General features: G+C 67.3%; 18 protein-coding genes. 12 read left to right on the forward strand and 6 right to left on the reverse strand.

Annotated features, from left to right (window positions below):
* The first annotated feature begins 213 nt into the window (after nucleotides 1-213).
* The 4 genes from OG214_RS37425 (at nucleotide 214) to OG214_RS37440 (ending at nucleotide 2,259) form a co-directional block, all read left to right on the forward strand.
* Nucleotides 214-579: a DUF2089 domain-containing protein gene (locus OG214_RS37425; protein WP_405987334.1), complete on the forward strand. Its 366-nt coding sequence runs from the start codon at nucleotides 214-216 to the stop codon at nucleotides 577-579.
* Nucleotides 576-836, forward strand: coding sequence for a hypothetical protein (locus OG214_RS37430; protein ID WP_405987335.1), 261 nt, complete (start codon nucleotides 576-578; stop codon nucleotides 834-836). The genes OG214_RS37425 and OG214_RS37430 overlap by 4 nt, the downstream gene beginning before the upstream one ends.
* A gap of 73 nt (nucleotides 837-909) precedes the next feature.
* A complete protein-coding gene (locus OG214_RS37435; RefSeq protein ID WP_382853653.1) occupies nucleotides 910-1,347 on the forward strand; it encodes an SHOCT-like domain-containing protein in 438 nt (145 codons plus the stop codon).
* A gap of 93 nt (nucleotides 1,348-1,440) precedes the next feature.
* Nucleotides 1,441-2,259, forward strand: a complete 819-nt coding sequence (locus tag OG214_RS37440) for an alpha/beta fold hydrolase (protein ID WP_405987336.1) — start codon at nucleotides 1,441-1,443, stop codon at nucleotides 2,257-2,259.
* A gap of 436 nt (nucleotides 2,260-2,695) precedes the next feature.
* On the opposite strand, the gene OG214_RS37445 is transcribed toward OG214_RS37440, so the two are convergent.
* Nucleotides 2,696-3,400, reverse strand: a complete 705-nt coding sequence (locus OG214_RS37445) for a GntR family transcriptional regulator (RefSeq protein ID WP_405987337.1) — start codon at nucleotides 3,398-3,400, stop codon at nucleotides 2,696-2,698.
* A 158-nt stretch (nucleotides 3,401-3,558) separates the two neighbouring features.
* Here OG214_RS37445 and OG214_RS37450 point away from each other — a divergent pair, with 158 nt between their 5' ends.
* From OG214_RS37450 to OG214_RS37460, 3 genes are all read left to right on the forward strand, one after another.
* Nucleotides 3,559-4,098 carry a YbhB/YbcL family Raf kinase inhibitor-like protein gene (locus OG214_RS37450; RefSeq protein ID WP_405987338.1) on the forward strand — a complete coding sequence of 180 codons (540 nt, stop codon included), beginning with the start codon at nucleotides 3,559-3,561 and terminating at the stop codon, nucleotides 4,096-4,098.
* Between the two features lie 26 nt (nucleotides 4,099-4,124).
* Entirely contained in the window at nucleotides 4,125-4,826 is a 702-nt protein-coding gene (locus OG214_RS37455; protein ID WP_405987711.1) for a metal-dependent transcriptional regulator, read from the forward strand.
* 448 nt (nucleotides 4,827-5,274) lie between these two features.
* Complete coding sequence (locus OG214_RS37460) at nucleotides 5,275-6,264, forward strand: hypothetical protein (protein WP_405987339.1); 990 nt, start codon at nucleotides 5,275-5,277, stop codon at nucleotides 6,262-6,264.
* 48 nt (nucleotides 6,265-6,312) lie between these two features.
* On the opposite strand, the gene OG214_RS37465 is transcribed toward OG214_RS37460, so the two are convergent.
* Entirely contained in the window at nucleotides 6,313-7,269 is a 957-nt protein-coding gene (locus OG214_RS37465; RefSeq protein ID WP_405987340.1) for an IS481 family transposase, read from the reverse strand.
* Nucleotides 7,270-7,416: 147 nt separating this feature from the next.
* On the opposite strand from OG214_RS37465, the gene OG214_RS37470 reads away from it, so the two are divergent.
* The 3 genes from OG214_RS37470 (at nucleotide 7,417) to OG214_RS37480 (ending at nucleotide 9,578) form a co-directional block, all read left to right on the forward strand.
* The gene (locus tag OG214_RS37470; protein WP_363086384.1) at nucleotides 7,417-7,683 is read left to right on the forward strand and encodes a hypothetical protein; all 267 of its coding nucleotides are present in this window, start codon (nucleotides 7,417-7,419) and stop codon (nucleotides 7,681-7,683) included.
* A gap of 51 nt (nucleotides 7,684-7,734) precedes the next feature.
* Nucleotides 7,735-8,868 carry an IS630 family transposase gene (locus OG214_RS37475; protein ID WP_331745869.1) on the forward strand — a complete coding sequence of 378 codons (1,134 nt, stop codon included), beginning with the start codon at nucleotides 7,735-7,737 and terminating at the stop codon, nucleotides 8,866-8,868.
* Between the two features lie 347 nt (nucleotides 8,869-9,215).
* Nucleotides 9,216-9,578, forward strand: coding sequence for a hypothetical protein (locus OG214_RS37480; RefSeq protein WP_405987341.1), 363 nt, complete (start codon nucleotides 9,216-9,218; stop codon nucleotides 9,576-9,578).
* A 1,036-nt stretch (nucleotides 9,579-10,614) separates the two neighbouring features.
* On the opposite strand, the gene OG214_RS37485 is transcribed toward OG214_RS37480, so the two are convergent.
* From OG214_RS37485 to OG214_RS37495, 3 genes are all read right to left on the reverse strand, one after another.
* Complete coding sequence (locus tag OG214_RS37485; RefSeq protein ID WP_405987342.1) at nucleotides 10,615-11,520, reverse strand: hypothetical protein; 906 nt, start codon at nucleotides 11,518-11,520, stop codon at nucleotides 10,615-10,617.
* Nucleotides 11,521-11,647: 127 nt separating this feature from the next.
* A complete protein-coding gene (locus OG214_RS37490) occupies nucleotides 11,648-11,977 on the reverse strand; it encodes an ALF repeat-containing protein (RefSeq protein WP_405987343.1) in 330 nt (109 codons plus the stop codon).
* Nucleotides 11,974-12,201 carry a hypothetical protein gene (locus OG214_RS37495; protein WP_405987344.1) on the reverse strand — a complete coding sequence of 76 codons (228 nt, stop codon included), beginning with the start codon at nucleotides 12,199-12,201 and terminating at the stop codon, nucleotides 11,974-11,976. Before OG214_RS37495 ends, OG214_RS37490 begins: the two co-directional genes overlap by 4 nt.
* A gap of 1,459 nt (nucleotides 12,202-13,660) precedes the next feature.
* Between OG214_RS37495 and OG214_RS37500 the strand changes: the two genes are divergently transcribed.
* Both OG214_RS37500 and OG214_RS37505 read left to right on the forward strand, forming a co-directional pair.
* Nucleotides 13,661-14,308 carry an isochorismatase family protein gene (locus tag OG214_RS37500; protein WP_405987345.1) on the forward strand — a complete coding sequence of 216 codons (648 nt, stop codon included), beginning with the start codon at nucleotides 13,661-13,663 and terminating at the stop codon, nucleotides 14,306-14,308.
* 116 nt (nucleotides 14,309-14,424) lie between these two features.
* Nucleotides 14,425-15,405: a CehA/McbA family metallohydrolase gene (locus OG214_RS37505; RefSeq protein ID WP_405987712.1), complete on the forward strand. Its 981-nt coding sequence runs from the start codon at nucleotides 14,425-14,427 to the stop codon at nucleotides 15,403-15,405.
* A gap of 47 nt (nucleotides 15,406-15,452) precedes the next feature.
* Here the strand turns inward: OG214_RS37505 and OG214_RS37510 are convergent.
* Nucleotides 15,453-16,222, reverse strand: a protein-coding gene (locus tag OG214_RS37510; protein WP_405987346.1) for an IS5 family transposase whose coding sequence is annotated in 2 segments (ribosomal slippage) — nucleotides 15,453-15,880 and nucleotides 15,880-16,222 — 771 coding nt in all. Because the reading frame shifts where the segments join, the coding sequence is not laid out codon by codon here.
* Nucleotides 16,223-16,233 lie beyond the last annotated feature (11 nt).

Below are 16,233 nucleotides of genomic sequence, written 5' to 3' on the forward strand. Positions count from 1 at the left end.
TCCGAGGCCGACGCCCCCGCCCGTACGGCCCTGCCGGATGGGACGACTGCGTTGCCGGCCGCCACGGGGACATGGTGGATCGCAGACGACGGAGGTCACAGTCTTGATCACTGAAGATCAACTTGAAAAAATTAAGGTTCGCGCGTTGTGGTCTTAAGAAAATCAAGATACAAATGAATGGCGGGCGCATCGCCGAGAGTAAGGGAGCCGAGCGTGGACTGGCAGGAACTGACGGATCTGACGCGCGGACAGCCGTTCGTGGTCGAGCGGGTCCGCCTCGCGGACAGCGACGTCGCGATCGAGGGCCGGTTCGAGCCGCCGCAGTTGGCTCAGCTCGGCGTCGACGACCAGGTGTTCGTTGCCGCGTTCGTGCGGTCGCACGGTTCGATCAAGGAGATGGAGCGGATCTTCGGGGTGAGCTACCCGACGGTCAAGTCCCGGCTGAACCGGATCGCCGGGCAACTCGACTTCGTCGACACCGACCCGGCACCCACCGGCGCCACCGAAGTCGTCGACCGCCTGCGGCGTGGGGAGATCAACGCCCAGGAGGCGCTGGCCGAGCTGGAGGGGTTCCGGTGATCCCGCAGCTGGTGACGGTACGCCACCGCCGCGCCGACGGCCGCCGACGGCGGCTGTACGTCCCGGTCCTGCCGGTGGTGCTGGTGCTGTCGCCGCTGCTGCTGCTCGCCGTGCTGGGCGGCGTGGTCGCATGCCTCGCCACCCGGGTCAGCCCGGTGGGCGCGCTGCGCGGCGTAGGGCAGGTGCTGTGGGCGCTGCCCGGCACCCGGTTCGAGTTCGAACAGGGCCGTACGGCCGTGCTGGTCAGCGTCAGATGAATCAGAGCCATCAGGTGAATCAGAGCCGTCAGATAAATCAAAGCCGTCAGATGAATCAGAGCAAGGAGAACCCATGAACGAGCAGCGCCGCCAGATCCTGCAGATGCTGGCCGAGGGCAAGATCACCGCGGACGAGGCCGAGCGGCTGATCGACGCCCTCGAACGAGTACAGCCCGAGTCGCCGCCGGGACCGGGACCCGCGTCCCGCCCGAAATCCCGCCCCAAGTACCTGCGCGTGGTGATGAACGCGGCGGACGATTCCGGCGGCGACGGGCAGTTCCGGCTCAACGTCCGTGTCCCACTGCAACTGCTGCGCGCCGGGGTCCGGCTCACGACCCTCATCCCTCCGCAGGCGCTCACCAAGATCAACGCGGAGCTGGGCAAGGCAGGGATTCCCATCGACCTCAACGAGCTCAAGCCGCAGCACCTGGAGGAGCTCATCGAGCACCTCGACGACATCGCCATCGACATGGACGACCCCGAGAACCAGATGCGGGTGTACTGCGAGTGACACCACCGCGGCCCATCAGGTCCAGGGCCTGCGGTCCGCGTGCAGGGCCTGGGGAAGTCGTACAAGACGCCCAACGCGACCAGGGGGGAACGCATGACGAAGAACAGCACTTCTTCGACCGAATCGAAGTGGACCGGCATGGTGCCGGTTGACGATACGGCCCTGGCGGTCACCGACACCGGCGGTCCCGGTATCCCGGTGGTCTACCTCAACGGCCAGTTCGCCACTCAGGGGTACTGGCGGCGGGTCATCGCCGAACTGGGGACGGATTGGCGGCACATCACGTACGACGAGCGGGCCCGCGGCAAGAAGTCGAAGCGTTCGGCGGACTATTCCTTCGAGGCGGCCGTCCGGGACGTCGACGCCGTTCTCGCGGCCAGGGGTGTGGACCGGGCACTGGTGGTGGGCTGGTCCTACGGAGCGTTCGTCGGAGCACACTGGGCCGGTCGGAATCCGGACCGTACCGTGGGCGCGGTCCTGGTCGACGGCGCGCAGCCGTACGACTGGCTGGACGAGGCTCTTGAGCAGCGGATCCGGAAGCTTTTCCGGCGGATGGGCTGGTTCATGCCGCTGCTGTGCCCGACGGGCCTGACCCCGCGGATGACCGCCGAACAGATGGCGAACAGCAACATCGAGGTCGGCAAGCTCGCCCGCGAGCGCGAGCTGGGCCCCGTTCTGGACAACATCACCGTCCCCGTGCGGTATGTACTGGCTTCGGGGGCGTCCTTCGGAAGCAAGGGGGATGAGCAAGAGCTCATTCGCAAAGGTCTCGATCCGGTGTTCGGGCGCAAGCCGAACATACAGCTCAGCGCGAAGGTTGCCAGCAACCACGGTGCGATCCTGAAGAAGGACTACCCGGCCGTCGCCGAGGCCGTACGCGAGGTCGCCGCCCTCGACCGCGCGGGGCGCTGAAGACATCAACAGCGGGGTGACGACGCCTTCGACGCCCTTTCGACGAACTCCTGCCGCACGTCGGCGCCGTGGCCCGTGGCGCCCCCGCGTGCAAGGTCCGTGTTGTCCAGGCGTTCCAGCATGTCGGCCGCGCTGTCGCCATGACCGGAGGCGGCACCAACGGCGCCCCTGCCGTCCGGCTCACCGACGTTGGCGTGACCCGACGTCGGCGTGGCACTCGTGGCCCTCGGCCGCCGTAGAGCAGCTGCCGCCCCGGGCGCCTGCCGCCGGGCAGCGGCCGACCTGGTCGTCACCTCGCCACCTCGCCACCTCGCCACCTCGCCCCCCGTCACCTCGTCACCTCGGAACCGACGGTCGGCTGGAGGCGGTCCTGGCAGCCCTGGCGGTGTGCGGCGCGGGCCGGGGCCGCGGTCGACGGGCAGGCCGGCGAGGCGCGTCAGGCTTTCCTCGTGGGTTCGTGATGGGTGCAGCCGGTCAGTCCGGCTGCGGTCAGGGTGAGGTGCTGGGCCAGTACCTCGGCCGCGGTGTCGGCGTCGCGGGCCAGCGCCGCCTCCTCCAGTCGGCGGTGTTCGTCGATGCCGTCGCGGTCGGGGTTGCGCTGCGCCGACCAGCGGCGAGCCAGCTCGCTCGCGGTCCACATCCGGTCGAAGGTCTCCAGCAGGACGGGGTTGCCGCCCCCCTCCAACAGGGTGCGGTGGAAGACCCGGTGAGCTTCGGACCATGCGCCGCTGTAGTGCTCGCCCTCCTCCGGCACGTACACCGGGGTGCGGGTCAGACGGTGGTGGGTGGCGCGTACGCGGGCCTCCCAGTCGAGGTCGCCGCGCTCGATGGACATGCGCAGCATGACCGGTTCGACGGTCCGGCGTGCCTCCGCGATCTCCTGCCAGCGGCGGTCGGAGAAGGCCGGGACGGTGAAGCCGCGGTTGGGCAGCCGGTCGGCGAGGCCCTCGCCGGCCAACCGCACGAGCGCCTCGCGCACGACGGCCAGGCTCACGCCCTGTTCCCTGGCGAGGTCCTGCGGTTTGAGGGCGTCACCGGGGGCGAAGTCCCCGCGCATGATCGCGTTCCGCAGGTGTGCGTAGATCTGCTCGGAGAGCATCTGCTTCGCCGGCGAGGTCGAGGTGCGGACCGTCTGAGTCATGTCCTCAGCATAGATGATCCAGCAAATAATCGATTATCCATGTTATGGTCGATCTACTGGCGTTGAAAGGCGGCGACGGTGCCTCTACGCGATGCCGCGCGGCCCTCCGTCGGCCGTATCACCGCCACCCCGCAGCACGGCCTGAAAGGAACGACGCGATGAGCGCCAACGACCCCTTCGCCCGCCTCCCCGAGGCGGCCTCCTTCACCGTTACCAGCACCACCATCACCGACGGCGCCGCCTGGTCGCCCGAGCAACTCTCCGGCCTGTCCGGTGTCCCCGGCGGGAAGGACGTCTCCCCGCAGCTGTCCTGGAGCGACGCACCGGAGGGCACCAAGAGCTACGCCGTCACCGTCTACGACCCCGACGCCCCCACCGGGTCCGGGTTCTGGCACTGGGCGGTCGCCGACATCCCCGCCACCGTCACCGAACTGCCTGAGGGCGCGGGCGACGACAGCGGCTCTGCCCTGCCCGAGGGCGCCTTCCAACTGCCCAACGACGCCCGCGCCGCCCGCTTCATAGGCGCCGCCCCGCCCGCCGGACACGGCCCGCACCGCTACTTCGTCGTGGTACACGCCCTCGACGTCGAGTCCATCGGCGTCCAGACCGACGCCACCCCGGCCGTCCTCGGCTTCACCATGGCCGGCCACATCCTCGGCCGTGCGGTCCTGACCGCCACCGCCGAAACCCCTGCCTGACGACGAACAGCATGTCCGGACTCATCATGTCCGGACTCATCGACACCACGGAGATGTATCTACGCACCGTCCTGGAGCTTGAGGAGGAAGGCGTGGTCCCCATGCGCGCCCGCATCGCCGAGCGCCTGGACCAGAGCGGCCCGACCGTCAGCCAGACCGTCGCCCGCATGGAGCGCGACGGCCTGCTGCGCGTCGCCGGCGACCGGCACCTGGAGCTGACGGGGGAGGGCCGGCGGATCGCCACGCGTGTGATGCGCAAGCACCGGCTCGCGGAGTGCCTGCTCGTCGACGTGATCGGGCTGGAATGGGAGCAGGTCCACGCCGAAGCCTGCCGCTGGGAGCATGTGATGAGCGAGGCCGTCGAACGCCGCGTCCTGGAACTGCTGCGGCACCCGACTCAGTCGCCCTACGGCAACCCCATCCCGGGCCTGGAGGAACTCGGCGGGAAGAGCACCGTGGACACCGTGGATGCGTTCCCCGACGGGAGCATGGTCAGCCTCAGCGAGCTAAAGCCCGTGCCGAACGGCGCGAGCGCGGTCGTACGGCGCATCGGGGAGCTGATCCAGACCGACCCGCAGTTGATGTACACCCTGCGGCGCGCCGGGGTGCGGCCCGGCGCGGTCGTGAGCGTGACGTCGTCGCCCGGCGGTGTGATGGTCGGCAGCGGCGGGAAGGCCGCCGAACTCCCCACGCAGACAGCCGCGCACGTCTTCGTGTCCAAGCGCTGAGCGCTGAGCGCTGAGCGCTAAGCACGGAGTACTGAGCGGTGAGCGGTGAGCGCTGAGCCCGGCCGGGCGTCGGCCCGCTGTCGTGGCCATGCAGGTACGGGGTTGGCCCTTGACCACGATCGTGGTCAAGGGCCAAGCCCATTGATTCGGACGATTACCGGCGTGTACGGATCCAGCGCGACCGACGCCAGCCGTGCAGTCTCATCAGAGTGGTGCCACGGGAGCGCGGTCGGCCACGTCGTCGCTCTCATCGGACGGAATTGCCGCCTCGGCCGCGCCTCGGCCACATTCGCTTCCGCGCCTGTAGGCCGCGCCCCTGAAAGGTCGTGGGGCACGTGTTTTCGCCTGGTGCGTTCCGACGTCACGCGGGGGTTTCAACACCGTACGCACCGCGTCAGCCGCGCAGTGCCCCACGACTTCGGCGCACCCCAAGACAAGGAGGCACCACGTGAACTTCCTGAGGAACGTCGGACGCGTGACGAAGGCGGCCGGAGTGGCGTTCACTATGGCCCTGGGCATGGCCCTGGGCCTGGCTCTGGGCCTGGGCCTGACCATCGCCGCGCCGGCCCAGGCCGACCCGCCGACCGGGACTTACCCCCCGATCGTCGGGGTCTGCGCGGACAGGGTCACGCCCGTGCTCGATGCCCTCGGCCAGGGGAACTTCGCCTGCTACGGGTCGAGCGGTTCGCCGATCATCGAGCCCCGTCCAGCCAACTGCCAGATTGCCCGCCCGAACGGGTCCTCGGCCGGCATTGACGCCCTGCGCAGGGCAATCGACACCAAAGCGGGCTGCCTGGACTTCGCCGGGGTCACCCGCGGGCCCCTCGACACCTCCACACAGGATCTCAGCTGGATCCAGTTCGGCGCGGAGGGGGTGACCGCGGCCGTCTGCGGCGACAGCCCGCTCAGAGGTCAGCCCCTCACGCTGACGGGGCTTCGGCAGATCTACACGTGCCAGACCACCCAGGTGGCCGGCATCAGGGTGAACCCGCTGCTGCCGCAGCCGGGCTCGGCCACCCGGAGCGAGTGGCTCTCGACGCTGGGTATCAGCGAGGCCCAGCTCGGCGCCTGTGTCGGCGGCCCCGTCCCCGAGAACAACGGCACGGTGCTGACCGCCGCCGGTCACATCGTGCCGTTCTCGATCTCCAGCTACATCGCCCAGATGAACGGGGTGCAAACGGACACCCGTGGCAGAGTCGTGCTCGCGCCGGTGGACGGTGTGGCGCCCATCACCGGTCAGGGCACGTTCAACACCCACTTCCCCTACATCCATCTGGTCTACGTCGTCGTAGACACCGCACGCCTCGTGAACACGGACATCAACGCCGCCTTCGTCGGGGCGAGTTCGCGGCTCTGCCGCAACCCCGCCGTCACCGCGTTCTACGGTTTCGGGGCGCTGAGCAACTGCGGCACGGTCGCGGCGACCGGCGAGCGCTGATCGACCTCTAGGTCCCGTCCGGGTCCACGAAGACCGCCCGGACAGGGCCTAGATGTATTGATCCGCAGGGTTGTTGACTCGGGTGATGGGTGGGTGGCCTCCGAGTGCGGTGTGGCAGCGGTGGTGGTTGTAGGTGTGGAGGAAGTCTGTCAGGGCCTGGGTTCGCTCGTGGTTGCTGGTGTAGGGCCGGATGTAGGCCCATTCGTCGAGCAGGGTGCGGTTGAAGCGTTCGACCTTGCCGTTGGTCTGGGGCCGGTAGGCGCGGGTGAGCTTGCCGGCCGCACCGAGGTCGGCGAGCGCCTGCTGCGAGGCAAAGCTCTTGCGGTAGGGCCAGGCGTTGTCGGTCAGGACGCGTTCGATCCGGTCGATGCCCGCGGTGTGGAAGAAGGCTGCCGCCCGGCGGAGAAAGGCGGCGCAGGTGGCGGCCTTCTCGTCGTCGTGGATTTCGCTGTAGGCGAGCCGGCTGTGGTCGTCGACGGCGGAGTGGACGTAGTCGTAGCCCATGCCGGCGCGGGTGGCGCGGCCGGCCTGGCGGCCCAGGACCCTGTGGCCGCCTCCGTCGGGAATCCGGCCGAGTTTCTTGACGTCGACGTGGACCAGTTCGCCGGGCCTGTCGCGTTCGTAGCGGCGGATGACCTGGCCGGTGGGCCGGTCCAGGAGTGCCAGGCGGTTCAGGCCGTGTCGGGTCAGGATGCGGTGGACGGTCGAGGCGGGCAGGCCCAGGGCCGGGCCGAGGCGGGCGGGACCGAGTTTGCGTTCCCGGCGCAGCCTGCACACCCGGGCTTCCGTCTCCTGCGGGGTGCGGTGCGGTGTCGTCCTGGGCCGGCTGGACCGGTCGTGCAGGCCCTGGTCGCCCTCGGCCCGCCAACGGCGGATCCACTTGTGGGCCGTGGCGCGCGAGATACCCATCTCGGCCGCCACATGGGCGACCGGGCGGCCTGCGCAGACGCGTTCGACCAGCAGCCGCCTGCCATGAACGGTCAGCCGGGCATTACGGTGGGACACGAAGACCTCCGTGTGGTGCAGTCCTAGACAGCTCCACCACACCGGAGGTCTTCGCCATGATCAAGCCCGGCCAGTGTCAACAACGCTCGTGATCAATACACCTAGTGCCGCATCAGGCAACGTTTGCCCTGCCTGTACGGTCAGGACATGGATGCAGGGCACCAGCCGACGCTTGATGAGGTTGAGGATTGCTTCGCGTCGCTCATCGAGGGTCGGCTGACGAGGGATGAGGCTGACCGCTGGGCTGCGCGGTGGGTGGCCGACGACCGGCTTGCTTGGGACGACCTCTCGTGGTGGGCGCTGAACCTCCTGTGTGGAATTGACCTGCCCGCGGATGAGGGCGGCGGCTACCTGCACGACGACGAGCAAGTACGGGGTTGGCTCGCTGAGCTGAGGAAACGCCGAATGGTGTGACACGGCCGGGATACCAGCAGCCAGGGTCCAGGACGCTGGCAGGCTGTGCGCATGGCCGAGCGGGTACGAATTCGTGAGATTGATGATGACGAGGGCCGGCGGTTGCTGCGGATCATCCGCCGCGGCACCGGGTCGGTTGTGACCTGGCGCCGGGCCCAGATGGTGCTGCTGTCCGCGCAGGGCATGGCCGTGGCGAAGATCGCCGAGGTCACGTTCACCAGTGCGGACCGAGTCCGGGATGTCATCCACAACTTCAACACCGACGGCTTCGCATCGCTCTACCCGAAGTACAAGGGCGGACGGCCGAAGACTTTCACCCTGCCCGAGCGCAGGGAGATCAAGAAGATCGCCAAGTCCAGGCCGACCGAGCACAGCCTGCCGTTTTCGACCTGGAGCCTGGTCAAGCTGGCCGACTTCCTGGTCGCCGAGGGGGTGGTCGACGACATCAGCCACGAGGGCCTGCGCATCCTGCTCCGCGAGGAAGGCGTCACCTTTCAAAGCGTGAAGACCTGGAAAACCTCCAACGACCCCGACTACACCGCGAAGAAGGCCCGCGTCGAGCACCTCTACGCCATCGCCGACCGTGAGGTCGTACCCGAGCCGGGCGAGCCCGAGGTCATCTACTGCATGGACGAGTTCGGCCCGCTCAACCTCCAGCCGCACCCCGGACGCCAGTGGGCCGAACGCAGCGGCCGGCACAAGGACCCCGACCGGGACCCCAGGCCCAGACGGCGGGCCACCTACACCCGCCCGCACGGCGTCCGCCACCTGTTCGCGGCCTACGACCTGGGCAAAGACCAGCTCTACGGCCACATCAAGAAGACCAAGAACCGTTCCAAGTTCCTGGAATTCTGCCGCTACCTGCGCAGCCTCCATCCCGCGACGGTAAGGATCGCCATCGTCTGCGACAACTACTCCCCGCACCTGACCACGAAACGCTGCCAGCGGGTTGCCACCTGGGCTGACGCGAACAACGTCGAGATCGCCTACACCCCGACGAACTCCTCTTGGCTCAACCGCATCGAAGCCCAGTTCACCGCCCTGCGCTACTTCACCCTCGACGGCACCGACCATGCCAGCCACAGGGAGCAGGGCAGCATGATCCGCCGATACATCATCCGGCGGAACAAGCACGCCACCGACGAACGCCTACGCGAGGTCGTAAACAGGGCAAACGTTGCCTGATGCGGCACTAGCGGCCGCCGGGTACGGCCGCAGCGGTGTCCGCGGTGTTCGGCAGCCCCGCCGTAACCCCCGTTGCCGGCCCGGTCCGACCGCTGCCTAACCGGTTTGCCGGAATCGGCCGGCGTCCGGCCCCGGCGGCCACGGCTCGGAGATGGCGTGGGCCGCTACCGCCTCCAGTACGCGGCGGGCGACGAGACGGACGACTTCGGGGCCTGGCGCTGCCCAGCAGCCTCGGCCGACGCGTACTACTCGGCGCGGTCAGCCTGATACTCGCCGTCCCGCTCGGAGTCGGAGCGTCGCTCACGGCGAGCGCCGCCGAAGCGCCTGTCCGAGCGACGACGGCCGCGGTGGCCGACCGGCCGGAACTCAACGGCTACCGCATCAAGTCGGTCACCGGCGCCACGATCTACGTCGTCATCGATGGCAAGCGCCGGGCGATCCCCAGCGGGGCCACGTTCCTCAACCTGTTCAACTCCTACGAGGGCGTGCAGCATGTGATCGACATCGAGAGCATCACCGACGGCGGTCCCCTGTCGGAGGGCGCCATCCTGGCCACGGCCACGGCCACGGTCTGGCTGATCACGAACGGCCTCAAGAGAGGAATCACCGGCCGCGCGTTCGAGAAGTACGCCTTCGATTGGGGCAAGAACGTCCGCCTGAGTGACATCGTGCTCAACTTCATTCCCCAGGGGTCGAACATCGACGTCTGATCCCGCCCAGGGCCGCACACCGTCCGGTGCGCGGCCCACTGTCCTTCGCCCCGGGCGGCCGGTACTGGTCCGGCCCCCGTCGGCAGGCTCGTCCGACCCGACGGAGGCCGCTACCCCGGCGCGTCAGGCATTGGGGAAGGCTTTGGGTGTTTGTGTCCTGAACGCGAAAGGGATCTGTTTGTAGGGCAGCTCCCAGAAGCGATGCTGTGCGAGAGATGAAGGTGTGGCCCTTCGAAGTCGCCCTGCGGGGGGAGGCTTCAAACCGCCTCATGCTGCGTTGGCTGAAGACCGTCGTGGTGAGCGATGAGGAAAAGGCATCCAAGAGGTGTCAGGTGGGGACTGGGAAGACGAGTGCAAACGATTTACCGCTGACGTGTCGTAAGACCTTCAGATGGCATCAAAACCGGGGTGTATACCCAGCTCCGGGATAAGCCTGGCGGGTGCCCGTCTATTGGCCAGGTGGTGTCCGGCATGCAGGTGACGTGAGCCCAGTCTGCTGCTTTCGCACGGAACAGGAGAAGGCATGTCCCGACACTGTCCGCCTTTCTGGGCGGGCGACAGGGAGAGCTCCAAGCGGCCGAAACCGTGAGGGGTTGAGTACCGAGGCGGGACATGCCGGCGGACCGGTCCGTAGTAGTGGTGAAGCCCCTGTAACGGGGGTGGAGCGAAGGGACCGGGTCGTTCGTGACTGAGTGTGTCGTATCAACCGGAGCTATCCGGGAGGAGTCCGATGGACCAGTTGAAGTCACCAGTCAAACCGTTCGATATCTCGAAGTGGGAAGTCAAGGAGGCGTGGGAGGAAGTCAGAGCGAACAAGGGCGCACACGGAGTGGATGGGCAGAGCATCGACGACTTCGAGAAGGACCTGAAGAACAACCTCTACAAGGTCTGGAACCGGATGTCATCGGGCTCATACTTCCCCCCTCCCGTGCGTGCGGTGGAGATTCCAAAGCCTCATGGCGGCGGCATGAGAATGCTCGGCATTCCCGCAGTCGCCGACCGTGTGGCCCAGACCGTGGTGGCCAGGCATCTGATGCTAAGGGTGGAGCCTGTTTTCCACCAAGATTCCTTTGGATACCGGCCCGGGCGGTCGTCGATCTTTGTGAGAAGTTTTGAGCTTGCCCAACGGGACCAGGCTGAGGGCAGCCATCGCACAGTCTGTGGTTGCAGGATCTGCAATGCACTTTTCGATGTCGGCGAGGCCGGTTATTTCCCACACCACGGCGTGTGCGGTGGTGCCGGGTTGCGAGGCGTCGTAGATCCACCGGAACATGAGCAGCTCGCAAGGCGTCGGAAAGAACCGACCTGGAACGTATGTCTTCTTCCGTGCGCCCTCTTGCGCCTTGCGGTCCTCCTCCGCCTGCCGGCACGCTTCTTCCAGCTCTGCTTCCGAGATATCGCGCGTCCGTTCCCAGGCTGCGCTGGCCTCAGCCTCGACTTCCTGTGCACTCTTACCCGCGGCAACTGCGGAGGCGTGAGCAGCGTCCTCTGCTCTGTCCGCCTTTCTCGCCGATTCGCGGGCGTAAGCGGCGGAAAATTCTGCGTTGGCTGAGGAGTCTTCGGCGGCTTCGGCATCCGCATCGGCCCGTTTGGCGGCGGCCCGTGCGGTGACGGCAGAGGCTGCCGCTTTGGCGACGCTGTCCTCGGCGGCGTCGGCGGAGGCATCAGCGGCAGCAGCGTGCTCTGTTGCCTGCCGAGCAGACTTCTGTGCCTTGCCGGAGGCCTCTGCCGCTTCCGCCGCTGCGTTTACAGCCTTGGCAGCGGCTTCGGCGGCACGCCAGGCGTGCTCGTTGGCCTTGGCCGCGATCATCGATCCTTCGGCCAGAAGGCCTTGGAGATGATGGTTATGGGTGGTGGCGAGGTCGTCCTTGCGCTGCGCCATGTACTGGCTGGCGGCGATGAACTCCTGGATGAGTTCGGCGGGGCCGGCCAATGCGATCATGGCAGCGGACTTGAGCTCCGGTCCTCCCTCGGTGGCCAGCCGAGCGGTGAGAATCCGTTCATCCTGAAGCTGCCCGCCGTACTACCCGACTTGCAGGAACGTGGCGAGTGCCTTGGGGGTTTCGTCTTTAGGGAGCGGCCGTTGCGGCCTCACTGACGTAGGTGTCGCCCACTGTGGCCAGGTGAGCGACCTCGACTCGAATTTCTATGTTGCCAGCTTCGTATTGGCCGGTAGTGAAGAAGGCTTCGATCCCTTCCGGGCTGCCGACGAGAACTTCGGTGGCCGCAGTACGGACGGATTCGAACGGGCTCTGGGTGCTGAGGCTGACGGCCAGCTGACGGATATCGCTCGGATTGGCCTCTTTCCAGCGGGTGCACGGGTAGTCCAGAACGTCTTGGTCAGTGCCGGACAATGCGCGGGCAGCAGCTTCCTGTTGCCAGGGGCCAGGCAGCTTCATAGCTTGCGTCGCAAGCTGTCGGCCCTTACGAGTTGGTGCAGCCACGCGACGGCCGGGGAGGCCGGTAGGGGGTCGAGGGCGTACAGCTCGGGGTGGGCGGCGGTGAAGGCGGTGGCGCGGCGTTGCAGGACCGGCAGCCGCGCGCCAATCTCGGTGGCGCCCGCCTCGTCGCCGGGGCGGGCGGCCAGGACGCCGGCGCCCAGGTGAAGGACGACGCCGGGCATCTCGCCGTCCGTGGGGCCTGGCTGACCGCGTACTCGAGCAGGCAGCCCAGCGCGCGTACTGCCGGGTGGGTGTCCGGCAGGTCAGCGGCCGACTCCTCCTTCCCGTCCACACCGTCGCCAGTGGGGCGCCAGTGGGGCTGGCGTCTGCACAGGCGGGGACGGGCGCGTACGGACTGTCCGCAGGCGGTGGCAGGCCGACGGGGCGGGTGAGGGGCTCGGCGAGGGTGCGCAGGTGGTCCAGGACGGCCCGGCGTGTCGCCGACCAGGTCGGCGCCGGTGCGCCACACGACCCTGAGCAGGTCGAACACCGCCCGGTCGGCGAACACCACCGCGGTGGAGGGCTGTTGGCCGGCCGCAGGGCGGGGCAGAGTGCGGCGCAGCGTGAGTGCGGCGAGGACGGCCGGGACCGGACCGGCGGGGAAGGCACCGCGGCACCGCGGCGAGATAGAACGCGCCGAGCGCCGGCCGGGCCAGGGCAGCGAGCACCCGGGGGCCTCGGCGGTCCAGGCTGCCGGGTCGGCCTCCACGAGGCGCTGCAGCACGAGGGCGTAACCTCGGCGCCCGCGTCCTCGGCGCGGGCCGGGTCCGCGCCGACGGCCGTGCAGGGTGCCCGAGGTCCTCCCGTACACCTCGTCCCACACGTCCAGGTCCCGCTCCTGAGCGCTTCCGAGCACCACACCCATCAGGCGCTCGGCGATCCCCGCCCCCGGGTCCGGTGCAAGCCGCCCGGGGCGGCGGATCTCAGCAGGAGAAGTCGACCGCATTCACCCTGCCGTCACCGACCGCGCTGCCGGCCAGGTCCGCGTCGTCCGCGCCATTGGCGTAACGGTTGACGCTCCCGGTGTAATCCGAGCCCGAGTACCGATCGGGTCATCGAATAGTCGGCGAGCGTCCGCAGTGACGCGGCCCTTTCGTGTGCTCGTAGCGGGACCATCCCCCTGGATATCTGTGATCTCGTCGTATACGTTGCGCCAGCAGGCCGACCTCAAATCGGCGGCGTCGTGACCGATGTCGAACCAGAGGTCGGTGCTCGGCATTGCTCCTTGGTTGCAGTTAACACGTTCGAAGAGGCAAAAGTTCGGCGCTGAGCAGACTCTCTTCTTCCTTCGGCCAGAAACCGAGCACTCCGCGCACCTGTGCAGAGTGTCACGCCATGCAGACCACCGACGGCCCCGCAGGGACGGCGACCGAGGTGCAGCAGTTCACCGATGCAGAACGCCCCGCGATGGGGCAAGCTGGAACAGTGGGCCGAATGACCGGGCCAACGCTTCCTCAGGGCACATACCCCGAAGGTGAGCACGGCACTCGAGTGATGCCGCTTGGCCGAAGCAATCCGCACACGGCACACGCGGCTCAGGGAGAGAGCTCGTGCCACCGGACTGGAATTTGCTTCGGAAGGACATCCACTGTAGCCAATATCTATCACGCCAGTGGTCTGTTATCGCGTGAGGAGCGTCAGGTGGAACTCAAGAAGATCGACACGGCGGTTGTGTTCATTGACCCGCAGAACGACGTGTTGAGCGAGGACGGAGCAAACTGGGATGCGGTAGGAGCGAGCGTCACAGAGAACAGGACCGTCGAGAATATGGAGAGAATCTTCGAGGTGGCGAAGGCGGACGGATACGAGGTCTTCATATCGCCCCACTATTTCTACCCGACCGACAACGGATGGCGAATGGATGGACCGCTCGAGACAAGCGAGCTAGAGACTCACACGTTCGCACGGGCAGGACAGCTCGATCTGACGGGTTTCCGAAACTCCGGGGCCGACCGGCTGGACCGCTTCAAGCCCTATATTGAAGACGGAAGAACGGTGGTCGCCAGCCCGCACAAGGTATTCGGGCCGGAAACCAACGACTTGGTACTGCAACTACGCAAGCGGGGAATGCAAAGAATTATTCTTGGCGGGATGCTGGCGAACATGTGTGTCGAGTCCCATATGCGTCACCTCATCGAGGAGGGATTCGAGGTCGCCGTGGTCATGCGACAGCTGGACCCCGACACTCGGTCTGGGGCGACGGCTATCAGGCAGCGATCATCAACTACCGCTTCTTCGCCCATGCCGTGCTCTCGACTGACGAAGTACTCGATGGAATGCACTAACTGATCGTTTCAGAATGCGATCTGACCTCTCGGCTGAGACGGCGCTCAGTGGTGCGGCGGAACTGGTAGCTCTGGTTGCGCGTTGGCTCGACAGGACTTTGGGGGAGAACCTTGTCGAACTTGAGTTTCCCGCCGACGCGGGCGGTCGGACGCGGGGCGGCCTGGTACCGCGGGGACTGCCATGTCCACTCGGTCCACTCGGACGGGGAACTCACTCCTGAAGAGTTGGCCGTTCGGGGGCGCGCTGCCGGGCTCGACTTCATGGCGACGACGGAGCACAACTCAGCTGCGGAATCCGGTGTGTGGGGGCATCTGGCCGCCGATGACTTCTTGATCATTCTCGGTGAGGAAGTGACCACGAAGACCGGGCACTGGCTCGCGCTCGGCATCAAACCCGGCGATGTCATCGACTGGAACCACCAGGTCAGGGACGGGTTGATCGATCAGTGCCTACACCAGGTCCATCAAGTCGGAGGGCTGTGCGTGGCCGCACACCCGCATGCGCCCTATCCGTCGGGCGACTTCATGTTCCCCTTCCGGGGCTTCGACGTGGTGGAGGTCTGGAACGGACTGTGGACTTCGGACCGACCTTGGAACGCCGACAACGAGGCCGCCTTGGCGGAGTGGGGGCGGAGCCTCGCAGCGGACATTCACACGGGATCGTGGCGGCCGGCGATGGGCAACAGCGACACCCACCTGGAAGGGCAGATCGGCATCCCTCACACCATGGTCTTCGCCCAGGACCTGAACACCGAGGCGATCCTCGCCGGAATCCGTGCCGGCCGCAGTTGGATCGCCGAGTCGACGGACGTGAAAGTGACGTTCACTGCCCATGCCGATGGTCACCTTGCCGGGGTGGGAGAAAAGCTCACAACTCATGGTAGGCAGGTCGAAGTGCAGGCAGCAGTGCGAGGCGTGCCGGTGGGCACTGTCAGCTTCCACACCGATCGAGGAAAGGTCCACCGGGCATCTCTCCCCGGCGACGGGGCAGGTGGGGTGCAGTGGGACACGACGGCGGAGGAGTCAATGTTCGTCCGCATCGAGGTCCGCCATCCCAACGGGGACGTCGCCGCACTCACCAATCCGATCACCCTCGTCTGACCACTCGTTCACCGTACGGTGCGCAGACGACGGAGGCAGATGAGGCTTCAGGCCAGTTCGAGCAGGCCCTGATGGAGGTCGGCGCGTCGTTCGTAGCGGATCCGGAGCCGTTTGAACTGGTGCAGCCAAGCAAAGGCTCGCTCTACCACCCAACGGACCTTGCCGAGCCCCGAACCGTGGGCCACGCCACGTCGGGCGATCATCGGTCTGATGCCGCGCTTCCACAGCAGGCGGCGGTACTTGTCGAAGTCGTAGCCCCGGTCGGCATACAAGTGCCGCGGCTTACGGCGAGGTCGCCCTCGCAGCCCCCGGATCGGCGGAACCGCATCGAGCAGCGGCAGGAGCTGGGTGACGTCGTGGCGGTTGCCGCCGGTGAGGGTGACGGCGAGCGGGGTTCCGTGCCGGTCAACTATCAGGTGGTGCTTGGAACCAGGACGGGCGCGGTCGACCGGCGAGGGGCCGACGTGATCCCCCCTTTGAGTGCCCGGACATGCGAGCCGTCAACAGCGCAGTGATCCACGTCCAGAAGGTCGGCGCGGCGCAGCTCGGCCAGCAAGGCCGCGTGCAGGCGCGGCCAGACGCCGGCCTCGGTCCGGTCCCGAAGCCGACGCCAGGCCGTCACCCCTGAGCAGCCCACCGTTTCGGCCGGGACATCACGCCATGCGACTCCGGTCCGCAGTACGTACATGATCCCGGCGAGTGCCGTCCGGTCGGGAACGCGCAGTCGCCCGGGGTAGCGGCGGCGCCGCGCAGGAGCAGGTGGCAGCAGCGGAGCTACGCGCTCCCACAGGTCATCTGGAACAAGATCAGCACGCACGCGGACACCCT

Origin of the sequence: Streptomyces sp. NBC_00872, assembly GCF_045161915.1 — a bacterium.
In the GTDB taxonomy this organism is placed as follows: Bacteria; Actinomycetota; Actinomycetes; order Streptomycetales; family Streptomycetaceae; genus Streptomyces.

Coding starts and splice junctions, on each gene's coding strand:
- OG214_RS37435 (WP_382853653.1), top strand. CDS start 910: ATGAACGAGCAGCGCCGCCAGATCCTGCAGATGCTGGCCGAGGGCAAG.
- OG214_RS37440 (WP_405987336.1), top strand. CDS start 1,441: ATGACGAAGAACAGCACTTCTTCGACCGAATCGAAGTGGACCGGCATG.
- OG214_RS37445 (WP_405987337.1), bottom strand. CDS start 3,400: ATGACTCAGACGGTCCGCACCTCGACCTCGCCGGCGAAGCAGATGCTC.
- OG214_RS37450 (WP_405987338.1), top strand. CDS start 3,559: ATGAGCGCCAACGACCCCTTCGCCCGCCTCCCCGAGGCGGCCTCCTTC.
- OG214_RS37455 (WP_405987711.1), top strand. CDS start 4,125: ATGTCCGGACTCATCGACACCACGGAGATGTATCTACGCACCGTCCTG.
- OG214_RS37470 (WP_363086384.1), top strand. CDS start 7,417: ATGGATGCAGGGCACCAGCCGACGCTTGATGAGGTTGAGGATTGCTTC.
- OG214_RS37475 (WP_331745869.1), top strand. CDS start 7,735: ATGGCCGAGCGGGTACGAATTCGTGAGATTGATGATGACGAGGGCCGG.
- OG214_RS37485 (WP_405987342.1), bottom strand. CDS start 11,520: ATGATCGCATTGGCCGGCCCCGCCGAACTCATCCAGGAGTTCATCGCC.
- OG214_RS37490 (WP_405987343.1), bottom strand. CDS start 11,977: ATGAAGCTGCCTGGCCCCTGGCAACAGGAAGCTGCTGCCCGCGCATTG.
- OG214_RS37495 (WP_405987344.1), bottom strand. CDS start 12,201: ATGCCCGGCGTCGTCCTTCACCTGGGCGCCGGCGTCCTGGCCGCCCGC.